At 63.0% G+C, this 14,536-nt stretch carries 8 protein-coding genes; 3 read left to right on the top strand and 5 right to left on the bottom strand.

Features of this window, described 5'->3' with window-relative positions:
* Positions 1–194 precede the first annotated feature (194 nt).
* Positions 195–605, top strand: coding sequence for a VOC family protein (locus QRN54_RS31010; protein ID WP_042923411.1), 411 nt, complete (start codon positions 195–197; stop codon positions 603–605).
* Positions 606–697: 92 nt separating this feature from the next.
* Here QRN54_RS31010 and QRN54_RS31005 read toward each other — a convergent pair whose 3' ends face one another.
* Complete coding sequence (locus QRN54_RS31005) at positions 698–1,672, bottom strand: sigma-70 family RNA polymerase sigma factor (RefSeq protein WP_003945115.1); 975 nt, start codon at positions 1,670–1,672, stop codon at positions 698–700.
* Positions 1,673–1,725: 53 nt separating this feature from the next.
* Positions 1,726–2,457 (bottom strand): GNAT family N-acetyltransferase, encoded by a 732-nt coding sequence (locus QRN54_RS31000; RefSeq protein ID WP_285183866.1) that lies wholly within the window; start codon positions 2,455–2,457, stop codon positions 1,726–1,728.
* Between the two features lie 215 nt (positions 2,458–2,672).
* On the opposite strand from QRN54_RS31000, the gene QRN54_RS30995 reads away from it, so the two are divergent.
* Together QRN54_RS30995 and QRN54_RS30990 are read left to right on the top strand one after the other, a co-directional pair.
* Positions 2,673–3,446, top strand: coding sequence for a hypothetical protein (locus QRN54_RS30995; RefSeq protein WP_223304680.1), 774 nt, complete (start codon positions 2,673–2,675; stop codon positions 3,444–3,446).
* Positions 3,447–3,988: 542 nt separating this feature from the next.
* Positions 3,989–9,472, top strand: coding sequence for an ATP-binding protein (locus tag QRN54_RS30990; RefSeq protein WP_285183868.1), 5,484 nt, complete (start codon positions 3,989–3,991; stop codon positions 9,470–9,472).
* A 69-nt stretch (positions 9,473–9,541) separates the two neighbouring features.
* Here the strand turns inward: QRN54_RS30990 and QRN54_RS30985 are convergent, their stop codons facing one another.
* Genes QRN54_RS30985 through QRN54_RS30975 form a run of 3 tightly spaced genes read right to left on the bottom strand, consistent with a single transcriptional unit; the run spans position 9,542 to position 14,363 of the window.
* Positions 9,542–9,823: a hypothetical protein gene (locus QRN54_RS30985; protein WP_030536904.1), complete on the bottom strand. Its 282-nt coding sequence runs from the start codon at positions 9,821–9,823 to the stop codon at positions 9,542–9,544.
* A gap of 11 nt (positions 9,824–9,834) precedes the next feature.
* Complete coding sequence (locus QRN54_RS30980; RefSeq protein ID WP_285183865.1) at positions 9,835–13,938, bottom strand: cation-translocating P-type ATPase; 4,104 nt, start codon at positions 13,936–13,938, stop codon at positions 9,835–9,837.
* On the bottom strand, positions 13,938–14,363 hold the full coding sequence (locus tag QRN54_RS30975) for a hypothetical protein (protein ID WP_050656660.1): 426 nt from the start codon (positions 14,361–14,363) through the stop codon (positions 13,938–13,940). The genes QRN54_RS30980 and QRN54_RS30975 overlap by 1 nt, the downstream gene beginning before the upstream one ends.
* Positions 14,364–14,536 lie beyond the last annotated feature (173 nt).

Below are 14,536 nucleotides of genomic sequence, written 5' to 3'. Positions count from 1 at the left end.
TGGACAAAGTTACGCGAAGATCAACACAACACCAAATCGCCAGGTCAGAGCACTGACGCCGGTTAACAGGCGATACTTTTCTCGAATTTTTACTTCTCGCGATGACTTTCTGCGCCCACTGCGGTCTGTATGAGCAGGAACCAACAGGAACCGAAGCGTTCAGTAATCAGTCAACCGAGTTCAAGGAGCACCCAATGTCTCGTCTTCTCTTCGTCAACATGCCGGTCAAGGACGTCGTCGCTACCCGTGCATTCTTCAGTGGCCTCGGCTTCGAGTTCAACGACATGTTCAGTGATGAGAACACTGTCTCGATGATCGTCAGCGATTCCGCCACCGTCATGTTCCTGAACGAACCGCGTTTCGGGGACTTCATCGCCGACGACATCTGCGACACGTCGAAAGCTCGTGAAGCACTGATGTGTGTGTCGGCCGACAGCAGGGAGGAAGTCGACACCTTCGTCGACGCGGCGATTGCTGCCGGCGGCAGCAAGTGGATGGAGCCCCAGGATCACGGCTTCATGTACGGACGCGCATTCCGCGACCTCGACAATCACGTCTGGGAGGTCATGTGGATGGACCCGGCTGCGACTGTTCCCCAGCAGTAACGCACAGCAACAGCAGTAACGAGCAGTCGCGCGGGTCCCTCCATACTGGGGGGGCTCGCGCAACTCCTTGCCCCTAGAACTCGGCAGGGCCCCTACAGCTCGGCAGGCAATCCGAACCGTGCGAACAGACTCAGATCGAAGAAACACGTCACGTGCGAGATCCCGGACTCGGTGACATCGAGAACGTGCAACTGGAAAGCGCGGTGAACACCATCGGGCTCGCGCATGTAGAGGCCGAACGCCGGCTGTCCGTTCGCAGCGGTCGGAAGTAGGCGCATCGCTCCTGGTCCGTCGGCCGGGCATTTGGTTCCGATGAGTTGCCCGATTGCCTCGGGGCCCTGGTACCAACCCTCGAACGGAGGCATCTCCCAGATGGCTTCGCGCGTGAACAGTTCGACGATGGCCTCGACGTCGTAGCTCTCGAAGCTGTGCACGTAGTCGCGAAGCAACTTCCGGGCAGCCTCGGTAGTCGGTTCCACGAGATCGTCCTCGGTGGGTCCGATGTGATTGATCTGCGCGCGAGCCCGCTGCAGCAGGCTGTTTACCGCAGTGGTTGTGGTGTCCAGCGCCTCCGCAACTTCCGACGCCTTCCACTGGAGAACGTCACGTAGAACCAGAACCGCACGTTGGCGCGCGGACAAGTGCTGCAAAGCGGCAACAAGGGCGAGCCTGACCGAATCGCGATTGACGACCATGACGGCCGGATCATTGACGTCGCCCAACGCAGAATCGGCAATCGGTTCCAACCAGGCAATCTCGTTGCGCTCGATCAAATCGTCGGCCGGGTCCGAACTAGGTGCGCCGAGGCCGGTCGGGAGGGGACGCCTCGATCTCCCCTCCAGCGCGGTCAGGCAGGTATTCGTCGCGATGCGGTAGAGCCAGGTCCTGAGAGATGACTGGCCCTTGTAACCGTCGAACCCGCGCCAAGCCCGGATGAACGTCTCCTGGACCTGGTCTTCGGCGTCGTGAATCGACCCCATCATGCGATAGCAGTGCGCCAGCAACTCGCGGCGGTACGGATCGGCAAGAGTGAGGAAATCACTGTCCAACGCCTGATCGACTGTCATTTGTTCAGACTAGTGGCCGAGCGCCCGAAACACAGGCGTCGGCGAGAATTCGATCAGGCAGGCGCCTGCACCGCAGTCAACCTGGATCTCTTCCGGAGAACGAACCCCAGTGATTCGTAGAGTCTGATCGCATTCGTATTCGATTGCACTGCATGGAGAAATGGCAGCTCGCCGCGCTCGCGAATCCCGGCAGCGACGGCACGGATCAGCGTCGTACCCAGGCCTCGACCCCGAAAGTCGCTGTCAGTGCACACCGCACTGATTTCCGTCCATCCCGGAGGGTGCAACCGCTCCCCCGCCATGGCAACAAGTCTTCCGTCGACGCGAATGCCGTAGTAACTGCCCATCTCGACGGTACGAGGAAGAAACGGTCCTGGCTTGGTGCGCTCGATCAATGCCAGAATTTCGGGAACGTCGCCCGTTCCGAGAAGTTCGACCGACGGATCAACGGAGACTTGGAGTGCGGATCCGTCCATCTGCACCGAACCGAACTGATCCACAACGCGCCACCCTTCCGGCGGGCGGTGATCAAATCCTCGCAAACCTACTGTGCCGCCAGGACCTACGAGTGTGAGTAGGTTCTCCCAGTCCTCGGCGTCCAACTCGGGCGGATGACCGACAAACGGCGCGACCGTCGGGTCGTATCGCGCAACTCTCCCTGCCCAGCGAGCGAATTGCGCATGATGTCCGCGAAGTCCTTGTCGCACAGGATCGTCCAGCGGATGGGTGTCGACATCCGTGTCAACTGTCTCGACAAACGACGCCAGGGTCGCCTCCGTGGTCATCGAACCTCTTCCTGCCCTATTTGCCTGTGATGGAGGCGGACGAACCTCCCCGCCCACCTCTATGACAACGCTAGGAACACTTGCTGTCGTAGTCGCCGGATAGAATCAAGATGATTCTGACCTCGACCTGTATTTCTGGCGTCAATCAGGGCTCGATTGCAGATCTGCACCAGGACATTCGTCGCGACGCCTCACCAACCGGAAGGCTATTTGGCATGAGCAACTCCGACCCGATCAGGTCTGCATTCGACCAGTTGCCCCTGAAGGAGATGGACGCTGCAACGCTGGTCTTCGCCATCGAGAGCGCCGTCGACGAGCTGGCGATCTCGGGTGAAACCCTACGGCTCGCCATGGAGGTCGCGACCCTTGCGCACCTCGATCAGTTCAGAAAGAACGGGATCAAGTCCGACGAGGATCCCTACATCGTTCATCCCCTACGAAATGTATTGCGGCTGCTTCGGTACGGGTGCTCCGATGTCGAGATCCTGAGCGCAACCGCGCTTCACGACACGGTCGAAGACCGACCACACGCCGTCATCGCGCTCCTCGGTGGCCAGACTGCAGACGACATGTCCGCATCCGAAGCGCAGGAACGTGCGTCAACACTCATCGCCTCGCGCTTCGGCCACAGAATCTCCGAACTTGTTGAGGCAGTGACCAATCCAATCGACTACCCATGCGACAACACCACCGCCGGATATCAGGATCACGTCATCCGCGCGATAGCGGATCCCGCAGTATTCCTCGTGAAGTTCAGCGACTTCGTCGACAACGCGGGAAGCGTGAAGTACCTGAGCGAGACCGACAGGCTGAGGCTGGTCACGAAATACGAACCACTCGTGGAGCACTTCAAGCGGACTTCACTTGCTCTCGGCAACGGATTGCACCTCCCTCCCTCAGGACTCGACGCGATTGCAAAGCACATCGCAACCATCGAACGCGATTTCTCGAATACGGTCCGACCGGACATAAAAAATACTCGCCAGTAGTACCGATCAGTAATAATCGAGCAACCCAGAGAATTCTCCGAATATGCGATTTTGTTACCAGTGAGTATTCACTTTCTTGCCGATTACATTACCATCGTGATCCGTGTCACAAGTCCGAATTCCATTGCACCGCAATGATTTAACGCCATATGTGTAACCGTGGTTCACGTTGACTAATATTCTTCAATTCGCCCAGGTGACATGAGCGTCGACATACTGCATTCTTAGATAAACCAGGGATTCCCTGGAAGCAGACACAATATGTTGCTGATTCGTGATTGGAGCGGTTCTGAGTCCACGCCTGCAAGGTGGCGCACAAGGCACACAGCGCCTCGGTGCACACAGTGCCTCGGTGCACACAGTGCTTCAGCGCAGGGGACTCGACGAACCGGAAGGGCAATCACTTGCCGACGCGCAACCGGGGGAAACACAGCGCATCGCGGCGTAGTTCACGAACCGGGGAATCCGGGTATGTGGGACACGGTCGGCTCATATCGCAACGTACGTGACGAAGAATCTCATCAAGGACGGTGGCAGTGACAATGTTCAAACGAATCGCAGTGGTCAATCGAGGTGAGGCCGCGGTCCGGCTGATCAGGGCTGTACGCGAACTGAACGCCGAACACGACTACGGCATTCGCGTCGTTGCACTGCACACCGAGGCCGAGCGCCGCGCCATGTTCGTCCGCCAGGCCGATGAGGGCGTGACCCTGCGCAGCACCGGCACCGGTAGCCCGTACCTCGACTACGCCGAACTCGAGCGAGCACTCCTCGCAGCGAAGGCCGACGCAGTCTGGGTCGGCTGGGGCTTCGTGGCCGAGGATCCCGCCTTCGCGGAGATCGTCGCGAAACTGGGCATCACGTTCATCGGCCCGAGCGCCGACGCGATGCGCCTGCTCGGCGACAAGGTTGCCGCCAAGATCCTGGCCGAGAAGGTCGGCGTACCGGTCGCCCCGTGGAGCGGCGGACCGGTCGAAACGCGCGCCGACGCTCGTCGTCATGCTCAGTCCATCGGATATCCCCTGATCATCAAGGCCCGAAGCGGCGGCGGCGGACGCGGTATCCGCAAGGTCTGGGCCGAAGACGAACTCGAAGTTGCACTCGAGCGCACGCAGGGCGAAGCAGAGCGGTCCTTCGGCGACCCCGTCGTCTTCCTCGAACGCCTTGTCACCGATGCACGCCACGTCGAGGTACAGGTCATCGCCGACAACCACGGCAATGTCTGGGCTCCGGGCGTTCGCGACTGCTCGATTCAGCGTCGCAACCAGAAGGTCATCGAAGAATCCGCCTCCCCCGTCCTGACCGAAGAACAGTCGGACCACCTCAAGAAGGTTTCCGCCGAACTGGTCAAGGCAGCCGGGTACCAGGGCGCAGGCACGGTCGAATACCTCTACCAGCCCGAGAACAAGCTCTTCACGTTCCTCGAGGTCAACACCCGCCTGCAGGTCGAGCACCCGATCACCGAGGTCACCACCGGAATCGACCTCGTCAAGCTGCAGATTCTGGTCGCCAGTGGTGACGAATTGGTCGGTGACTGCCCGCCCGCATTCGGCCACGCCGTCGAAGCCCGCCTCAACGCCGAAGACGCCGACAACGATTTCGCGCCGGCACCCGGCACCGTTCAGCTCCTCAAGTTCCCGCTCGGCTCCGGCATCCGGGTCGACACCGGCATCGCTGCCGGGGACGTCATTCCGCCCGACTACGACTCGATGGTCGCGAAGGTCATCGCGTGGGGCCGCAACCGCTCCGAAGCGCTTGCGCGTCTGCGCACCGCCCTTCGTGAAACCACTGTCGTACTCGACGGCGGCACTACCACCAAGTCGTTCCTCCTCGATCTACTCGATCGCGACGAGGTCATCTCGGCATCCGCGGATACCGGCTGGCTCGACCGCACGGGCGCCCTCACCGGCACCACTCGCCGCGCGGACGTCGCGCTGATCGCCACCGCCATCGATGCTTACGACGCCGAGGAGTCCCTCGAGCGTGCGGCCTTCCTCGCCTCGGCACGTGGCGGCCGCCCACGCGCCAATCACGCGATCGGCCGTACCGTCGAGCTCAACTACCAAGGTCAGGCATACAAACTGACTGTCGGGCGTATCGGCCCGCACCGCTACCGCGTCGACGGAGACGCCGGAGACATCGAGGTCGACGTCGATCGTCTCGGTGACTTCGAGTCACGGCTGGTGATCGGTGATCGCCGCTTCCACGTCGTTTCCGTCGTGAGCCCGGCTCGCTATCTCGTCGAGGTCGACGGCATCAGCCACCAGATCAGCCAGGACGACGCCGGCGTAGTCCGCGCGCCGGCTCCCGCCGTAGTGGTAGCAGTACCGGTCGCGGTCGGCGACGACGTCGAAGCCGGATCCACTCTGGTCGTGCTCGAATCCATGAAGATGGAGACCGCGGTTCGCGCTCCGTACGCGGGCAAAGTGCGTGAGGTTCTCGCTACCGTCAACTCCCAGGTCGATGCCGGCGCACCGCTCCTGCGCGTCGATCAGGTCAGTGAGGAAGCTGTCACGGAGAAGGCTCCGCGAGTCCAATTCGATCTTCCCGCAGCAACTTCCGGGTCCGATACCCGCGCAGATGCATTGGCACAGCTGGAAGCACTGACCGCGATGATCAGTGGCTACGACGTCAGCGGCAAGCACGCAAACGCTGTTCTGGCCGAATACGACGCACTTCGCAGCGCACTCGAATCCGAGGACCGCGAACTGGTCCAGGCAGAACTGGCTGTGCTGACCACCTTCGCCGACATCTGCGAACTCTCGCGCAACAAGCCCACCTCGGGCGAGTCCGCGAAGGACGAATCCGTCCACAGCCCCCGCGAGCACTTCCACACCTTCCTGCACTCACTCGACTCCGAGCGCGAAGGTTTGCCGGCGTCGTTCCGCACGAGACTCGAACGGGCACTTCGCCACTACGACGTCACCGATCTGGAAGATCGCCAGGCCGTCGAGGAAGCGGTGTACCGACTCTTCCTGGCTCTGCAGCGCATGGAAGCCCAGATCCCGGTCATTGCAGCACTTCTCGAAGGCTGGCTCGTCGGCGACAAGGCTCCCGGTTGCTCGGCGCAGGAGCTCAACGAGGTTCTCGATCGACTCATTGTCGCGACGCAGGTCCGCTACCCCGTCATCGGCGACGTCGCCCGCAACCTTCGCTTCCGGTTCTTCGACGAGCCGCGCATCCGCAAGGTTCGCGAAGACGTCTACGACGGAGTACGCGGCAACCTCGCCTACCTCGAAGAGCAGCCGGACGCTGCAGATTTCGACGAGCGAATCGCCAATCTCGTCGCCACTCCCGAACCGCTCCTGGACCTGTTGGGTCGAAAGATCGGCCTCGGCAACCGCGATGGCGGCCCTCTGCTCGAGGTCATCACGCGTCGCTACTACAAGATTCACTCGTTCGAAGACGTCCGAGTTTTCGAGCACGTCGACCGCCGTTTCGTAACCGGCAACTTCGACCTCAAGGGCGACGGGCTGCATCTGGTCTCGACGGTGGCCGAATTCGACGCTCTCGGTACGGCTCTCGACGATGTCGCCACGATCGCGCAGGATGCTCCATCCGGTCGCGGGCTCGTAGTCGACATCTACCTCGACTGGCCTGATCAGCCCGCCGACGGCGACGCGCTCGTCGAGACGCTGCGCACCGAACTCTCGCGCAACGAGACGATCACACGGTCTCGCCGCGCGACGGTGATCATCTGCAACCCGAACGGGGATCCGGTCCGGTGGGTCACCTTCCGCCCCGTCGACGGTGAACTGGTCGAGGACAACATCATCCGCGACATGCATCCGCTCACGGGTCAGCGTCTGGACATGTGGCGTCTGAAGAACTTCAACGGCAAGCGTCTGCCGGCTCCGGAGAACACCTACCTGTTCCACCTCTCCGCCAAGGAGAACCCGAAGGACGAGCGCCTGATCGCTCTCGCGGAAATCCGTGACGTGACACCGCAGCTCGACGACGAAGGCCAGATGGTTGCGCTTCCGGCCATCGAGCGCACACTTGCCGCGTGCCTCGACGGCATCCGCCGTGCGCAGTCCCAGCGCGGAGACAAGCGTCGACTGGCAGCCAACCGCGTCGTGCTCTACGTGTGGCCGGTCGCCGACGTTCCCAGCGAGCGCTTCTCGGTGATCGCTCAGAACGCAGCCCGACTGACCGTCGGCGCCGGGCTCGAAGAGATCACGCTCATCACTCGGCTGAAGGACCGAAAGGGCGGCGCGCCCAAGGAAGTTGCGCTGCGATTCTCCTACCGCGCGGGTGCCGGTGTGGTCATCAACAAGACCACACCTCCCACCGAACCGCTGCTCCCCCTCGACGCGTACGCCCAGAAGGTCCAGAGTTCGCGGGCACGCGGAACTGTGTACCCGTACGAGCTGATTCCACTCCTGACCGGCACCAAGGGCACCTTCGTCGAGCACGACTTCGACGAAGCGGGCGTCCTGTCACCTGTCGAGCGTCCGTACGGTCTCAACAAGGCCGGCATCGTCGTCGGCCTCGTGAACACGCCGACGCCGCGCTATCCCGAGGGAATGACCCGTGTCGCGCTATTCGGTGACCCCACCAAGGCGCTCGGTACCGTCGCCGAGGCCGAATGCTCACGCGTCGTCGCTGCCATCGACCTGGCCGAGAAGTTGAACGCTCCGGTCGAGTGGTTCGCACTGTCCTCCGGTGCCACCATCTCGATGGAGAGCGGCACCGAGAACATGGACTGGGTCTCCCGCGGCCTGCGCCGGATCATCACCTTCACCCAGAACGGCGGCGAGATCAACATCGTCGTCACGGGCATCAACGTCGGCGCTCAGCCCTACTGGAACGCCGAAGCCACCATGTTGATGCACACCAAGGGCATTCTGGTGATGACCCCGGACAGCGCGATGGTGCTGACCGGCAAGCAGTCTCTCGACTACTCCGGTGGTGTGTCGGCCGAGGACAACTTCGGTATCGGTGGTTACGACCGCGTCATGGGCCCCAACGGCCAGGCGCAGTACTGGGCCCCCGACCTCACTGCGGCGTGCGAGATCCTGTTCCGTCACTACGCACACTCGTACCTCGCTCCCGGCGAACGGTTCCCGCGCCGCGCAGCGACGACGGACCCCGTCGATCGCGACGTGCGTAGCTTCCCGCACACCCACCCGTCGAGCGACTTCGAGACGGTCGGCGACATCTTCTCCTCGGCGAAGAACCCGGATCGCAAGAAGCCCTTCGACATTCGCACCGTGATGCGTTCGGTGGTCGACCAGGACCACTCTGTTCTCGAGCGTTGGGCCGACATGGCCGGCGCCGACACCTCGGTCGTTCTGGACGCGCACCTCGCCGGACATCCGGTCACAGTGGTGGGCATCGAATCCCGCGCGATCCCACGTAAGGGGCACTTCCCCGCCGACGGTCCCGACACCTGGACGTCGGGAACGCTGTTCCCGAACTCGTCGAAGAAGACTGCCCGCGCGATCAATGCTGCGAGCGGCAACCGTCCGATCGTGGTGCTGGCCAACCTGTCCGGCTTCGACGGTTCCCCGGAGTCGCTGCGCAACATCCAGCTCGAGTACGGCGCCGAGATCGGCCGCGCCATCGTCAACTTCGACGGACCGATCGTGTTCTGCGTCGTCTCCCGCTACCACGGCGGCGCGTTCGTCGTGTTCTCCGGTGCGCTCAACGACAACATGGAAGTTCTTGCTGTCGAAGGCTCGTTCGCGTCGGTACTCGGCGGCGCCCCCGCCGCCGCAGTGGTCTTCACCCGTGAGGTGAACACCCGCACCAACAACGACCCGAAGGTGCAGCAACTGGAGGCAGACTTGGCAGCGGCCAAGGATGACACGGAGAAAGCACATCTGCGCGTAGAACTGAACGCTCAGCGCATCGCCGTCCGCTCCGACAAGCTCGGCGAAGTGGCATCCGAATTCGAAGCGATCCACAACATCCAGCGGGCCCGAGAGGTCGGCTCGGTGGATGAGATCGTCCCTGCCGCAGAACTGCGTCCGCAGATCATCGCAGCAGTCGAACGCGGCATGAAGCGCGCACTCGCGCAGTAAGTTTCTCCGCACGTCGAGCGGTCCCGCGAAATGCGGGGCCGCTCGATTTGTGTCCAGGCAGCGCCTGCGTCAGACGCCCTCGAGCGCCTCTCCGATCTCTTCGAGGACGTGATTGTGCTGCTCTGTTGCGAGCAGATGCCCCGCTGCAATGGTGACTGCCACGGGCCACTCGATGATCTCGAAGGCGACCATCAGTCCCATCACCGCAAAGTAGGCGATCTGCTCGGGTCTCGGAACAGGGATGGCACCGACGATCGGTAGCTCCAACTCGAAGCTCCGTGCCGAACGGACGGATTCGACTACCGCGCGGTGATCGACGGGGTTCGTGTGGTCGACGGTGTTCTGGGACATGTCACGATTCCTCAGGATTCATCTCGGGTCGCCCGGGAGTTCGGCGACGTGTCACTTCCAGCAGCGACGCTCACAAGCGTGTCCGATTCACCGGTTTCCGCTTCTTTGATTTCCACGTCGCTGATTTCCACGCTGTCGCGGGCGCTGACTCCCCCGGTTCGGGAGGTGTACGCAGTGCTCGTTCGCGTCGGGATCTTGCGAATCGTCGATTGACTGTTCGCGTTCTCCTCAGTTGCGGCAATCCGCTCCAACACCCGCGGAGCCAGCGCCGCGAGCAGCGTCGCCGCCGACGCGCAGCCCACCGCTTGGCCCCAGGCGATGGGACCAAGCGGCGTGCAACCGAGAAATTGGCTCACCACGGGTGTGCTGACGAGCGTCGCCAGCGCCGCAGCGGATCCGGCAACGGTTGCGACCACCAGCGGACTGCGTGATTCGAGCAGCGTCTGCCCCAGTTGGGTGCCCACCAGGGCAACCAACGCCACCGTCGACGCTCGCCGCCTCCTACCGCTCGCCCGGGCCAGAAGCCACGCTGCCAGCGCACCGATTGCCGTGGCACCGCCGCGGACAGCGATCGTCTGCCACAACGCATGAGCGTCCATCTGTTCGGACTTCTCGGATCCGTTCTCGGACGGGGTGCTCACCGCAAGCGCAGCAGCGGGCAAGGCGTCCGTCATCAGATTGACCAGTAGCAACTGCCTTGCGTTGAGCGGTGATTCGCCGGACAACGCAGAACCGATCAGCGCGAATGCGACTTCACCCGCGTTGCCTCCGAGCAAAACCCCTACCGCTGATCTGACCCGCCGCCACAATTGACTGCCCTCGTCCAATGCGTCGGTCAGTCCGCCGACACGGCCGTCGAGGAGCACGATGTCTGCGGCGCCGCGCGCCGGATCACTGTCGGTCGACGCCACCCCGATTCCCACGCTGGAAACTCGGATCGCCGCAGCATCGTTCGCGCCGTCACCGACCATGGCGCACACCCGCCCGTCGGTCTCCAACGCTTGCACGATCTCGACCTTCTGCTCGGGTGTCACGCGCGCAAAGACGCTGCTGCCGCGGACCGCATCCCGTCTTTCGGCGCGAGAGAAGTTCTCCCAGTCAGGACCGGTGACAACATCCTCGCGTGCGACGTCCAACCCCAGTTCGGTGGCGACCGCGGCCGCTGTTGTCGGATGATCCCCGGTCAGCACGCGCACTTGCCGTCCGTCGCCTCGAAGTTCTCGAACAAGTTGCGTTGCTTCGGGTCTGAGCGTGTCCGAGAGTCCGAGAAGGCCGACCGCTTCCAACCCCTCGGAGCAACACTGTTCGAGAAATTGCGAGTCTTCGCCTGCGCGTCGCGCGTCGTGTTCCGACAACTCGCGCTGGGCGACGGCAACCACCCGCAGTCCGCGTCCGGCCATGCTTTGAACGTGCTTCGCCGACACAGCATTCGGATCTCGTCCTGCTTCGGTCACGAATTCCGGCGAACCTTTGAGTGCGATCCGCCTGCCGAGCAAAGCTGCCGAGTACGGCCGCCCCGACCTGAACGGAACGAGGTTGTTCGCCTCGACGTCACCGAAAACCGAAGCATCGTCCAGAGCTTGCTGGGCTGCATCGACGACGGCGGCATCCGTCGAATGAAACACGCGATCGTCGCGACTTCCCAGGGCACTGCGCGCCGCAACTTCCAGAATCTCGCTTTCGTCCCAGCCGTCGACGCGTTCGACCGCGGCCACCCGTAGCTTGTTCTCGCTGAGGGTTCCGGTCTTGTCGAAGCAGACCACGTCGACACGACCGAGCGCTTCTATCGATCGTGGCGCACGAACCAACACTCCTGCTGCAGTGAGCCTTCGCGCTGCGGCCTGCTGAGCCAGAGTGGCAACCAGAGGCAGCCCCTCCGGCACGGCAGCCACAGCTACGGCCACACCTCCGGTGACGGCGCGGCGCAGACCGGTACCACGAAGCAGACCCGCGACTGTCACCAACGCCCCACCGCCGATACTGGCCGGCAGGGTCGCCCTCGTGAGTTCGCGAAGTCTGTTGGTCAGGCCCACAGCAGGTCCGGATCGGGACACACCGACATCGGCACGCCTGGTCACCGTTCGGGCTCCGAGGGCCGTGACCACGCCACGACCGGATCCGGCAAGCACTGTTGTCCCTGCGTAGGCCATGCACCGTCGCTCGGCCAGTGGCATCCCAGGGGTCGGGTCGGTCTGCTTGTCGACGGGCAGGGACTCTCCCGTCAACGACGACTCGTCGACTTCCAGCGATTCGACGCTCAACAGGCGACAATCTGCGGGCACGATGTCCCCGGACTCGATTGCCACGACGTCACCGAGTTCGAGCGCGTCGGCCGCTGTCTCGACCGTGCCGTCGTTGGTTACTCGCCGAGCTACCGGTTCCTGAGTCCGCAAGAGCCGCTGCACCGCCCGCTCCGAATGAAGCCGTTGAACAGCGGACATCGCAGCATTGCCGACCAAGACCGAGCCGACCAGGACGGCGTCTACCGGTGAACCGAGGACTGCACTGGCAGCGGAGCCGGTCGCCAACACAGGCGTCAGTGGATCCGCCAATTCTGTTCGCAACGCCGACAATCCGTCACGGATCAACCTGAACCGTGCGGGCGCTCGCACACGAGCTTCCGCACGGTGCGGTGTATGTCGGATGGATTCGGATAGTTCGCGAACGACAGCATCACCGTCCATTTCATGCCAGGTATCGCTCGGAGTACCGACAGGGACGGGCGCTTGAATCACAGATCGGGACAAGGTGTATCCGGTCCACAGTCCCGCGGCCGAACCAGCTGTGATCGGCCCCGGCCCAGCCCCTCGAACTCCCGGAAGCATGATCAAGGCACCCAATGCCGAAGAACCTGAGGAGAGTTCGACACCGCGCCTCGTCGCTGTTCGAGCAGCCGGGAGCGCATGGACAACCCGCCACGCCCCGGCCAAGTCGGTGTGGATGTCGGCACTCACGTGCTCGCCACTCGGTGGTGAAATCCCGATGCGTAGCACTGCCTGTCCCGATATCGCCCTACTCGACACGATCGCAACTGTCCGACCCTCGGCCACCAACGCCGAGAGAGCCTCGCGCAGGCCGGCTTCGGCAGTCGATTGCGCCGGATAGAGCTCGTCGAATCCACTTCGCAGTGATCCGAGCCCGTCGTCGTCGATCGTGACGGCTGCGACCCCGCTCGCGCGTATTTCGCCTATCAGTGATTCCGCCAACCCTTTTCGCACCGGTCTTACGACAACTTCGGCGCCGTCGATGCGGTGTCTTCCGACCGGGAGCGAGCCGGCGTCAAGCGCTTCCCTGGCATGTGCCCACACCACGACGCGGTCCGACTCGGACACCTCTCGTATGTCGGAAACCCGGAGCGCGTCGTCGAAAAGGACACTCGGATCGACGAGGACGGTATCGACACGATCGAGCATGCGTAGAGCCGCGGGGTCCGAAACGGCGACGTGGTGCGTCCGCCACAGACCGTATGACAAACCAGCAGCGAATGATTCGCGCGACATCCGAAGCGGTCGCGGCGCCGAAACCTTGATACTCGTCGCGACGGTGTCACCGCCGGCAGAGACGGTAGCCAGTGCAGCTCCGGCCGCCAGCTGAACCCCAGCGATCCTGTCTGCGTAACGCTCACCTGAGCCACTCGGTTCAGGCCTCGTGGAAGCACCGCGACCGCCAGGTTCGAATGACCACACCCGCCGAGAGTGTCGCGCCGCCAGAGTTTCGCGTAGCAGCATCGTCCGCAGCCCGAAATCCACGCCCAATGACGCAGGCGCATAGGTCAGAACGTCCGCGAACGACGTCGCCGACTCCAATGCGAAGTCGGTGAGCGAACGGCCAAGGCGCTGTTCGATTCGCCGACGCACCCGGGGTTGATAATTGATCGCCGACGCGGCCGCCGAGACATAGGCGGAACCTGGGATTCGCGGGGCACCGAATATCGATCCCGCTGCTGCAGGAATCATCCCCACACCCGCCAACGCGAGGGTGCCGGTCCGCAACGCCACGTCACTGACAGCGGTTCGCGGAATCGTCGAACCGCCCACCAACGCGAGTCCCGACAACGCCAGGCGCGGCGGCAAAGTTGCCACCGACACCGCACGCCGGGCCATCGCTGAGAACATCAGTGAGTGGATCGAGTGTGCGAAGAACTGTGAGTTCGATCCTGTGACCGGCCGGCCGCCTTGTGGGAGTTTCCGCTCGATTCCTTCTTTACCTGTTCTGGCTTGCTCGTGCGGCCAACCGCCTTGACCTCGCGATCCGTCCGACCGCTCTTGCGATCCCATTCGTGGAGTACCAGGGCCGTGCCGCCGACTGCCAAGATCACCGGCCATTCCACCAATCCCGCCGCACCCACGGCCGCCATCGTGAGAACCGCCGTCGGCGTCGAGGAACTACCCGCACGAATTCCGTCTCGGACACCCTCCGCCGATCCGCGTATCCCGCCCGTCACTCCACCGATCACTCCACCACCGACGGCTCCGGCCACCGTCGTCGTTGCGTCTGCCACCCCACGAACGACGCGGGTGGCTTCGTCCACAATCATCATCGGACGCTCCTATCAGCAGTCCATCGAAGAATTCAGTATTTGAGGCCATACCCAACGCTGACGGCGGCAATCACGATCCGATACATTTTTCGGCGAACCTGGCGAGGGCGCGCCATCGCCAGCGCCGTGAGAGGGTACGGTGCGGGATGCAGCGACCACCTTCATCGACGGGA

This window comes from Rhodococcus sp. MEB032 (assembly GCF_030208925.1).
GTDB lineage: Bacteria > Actinomycetota > Actinomycetes > Mycobacteriales > Mycobacteriaceae > Rhodococcus_F > Rhodococcus_F qingshengii.
Note: the sequence above shows the minus strand (reverse complement) of the source record. Positions and strands in the feature narration are given on the sequence as shown.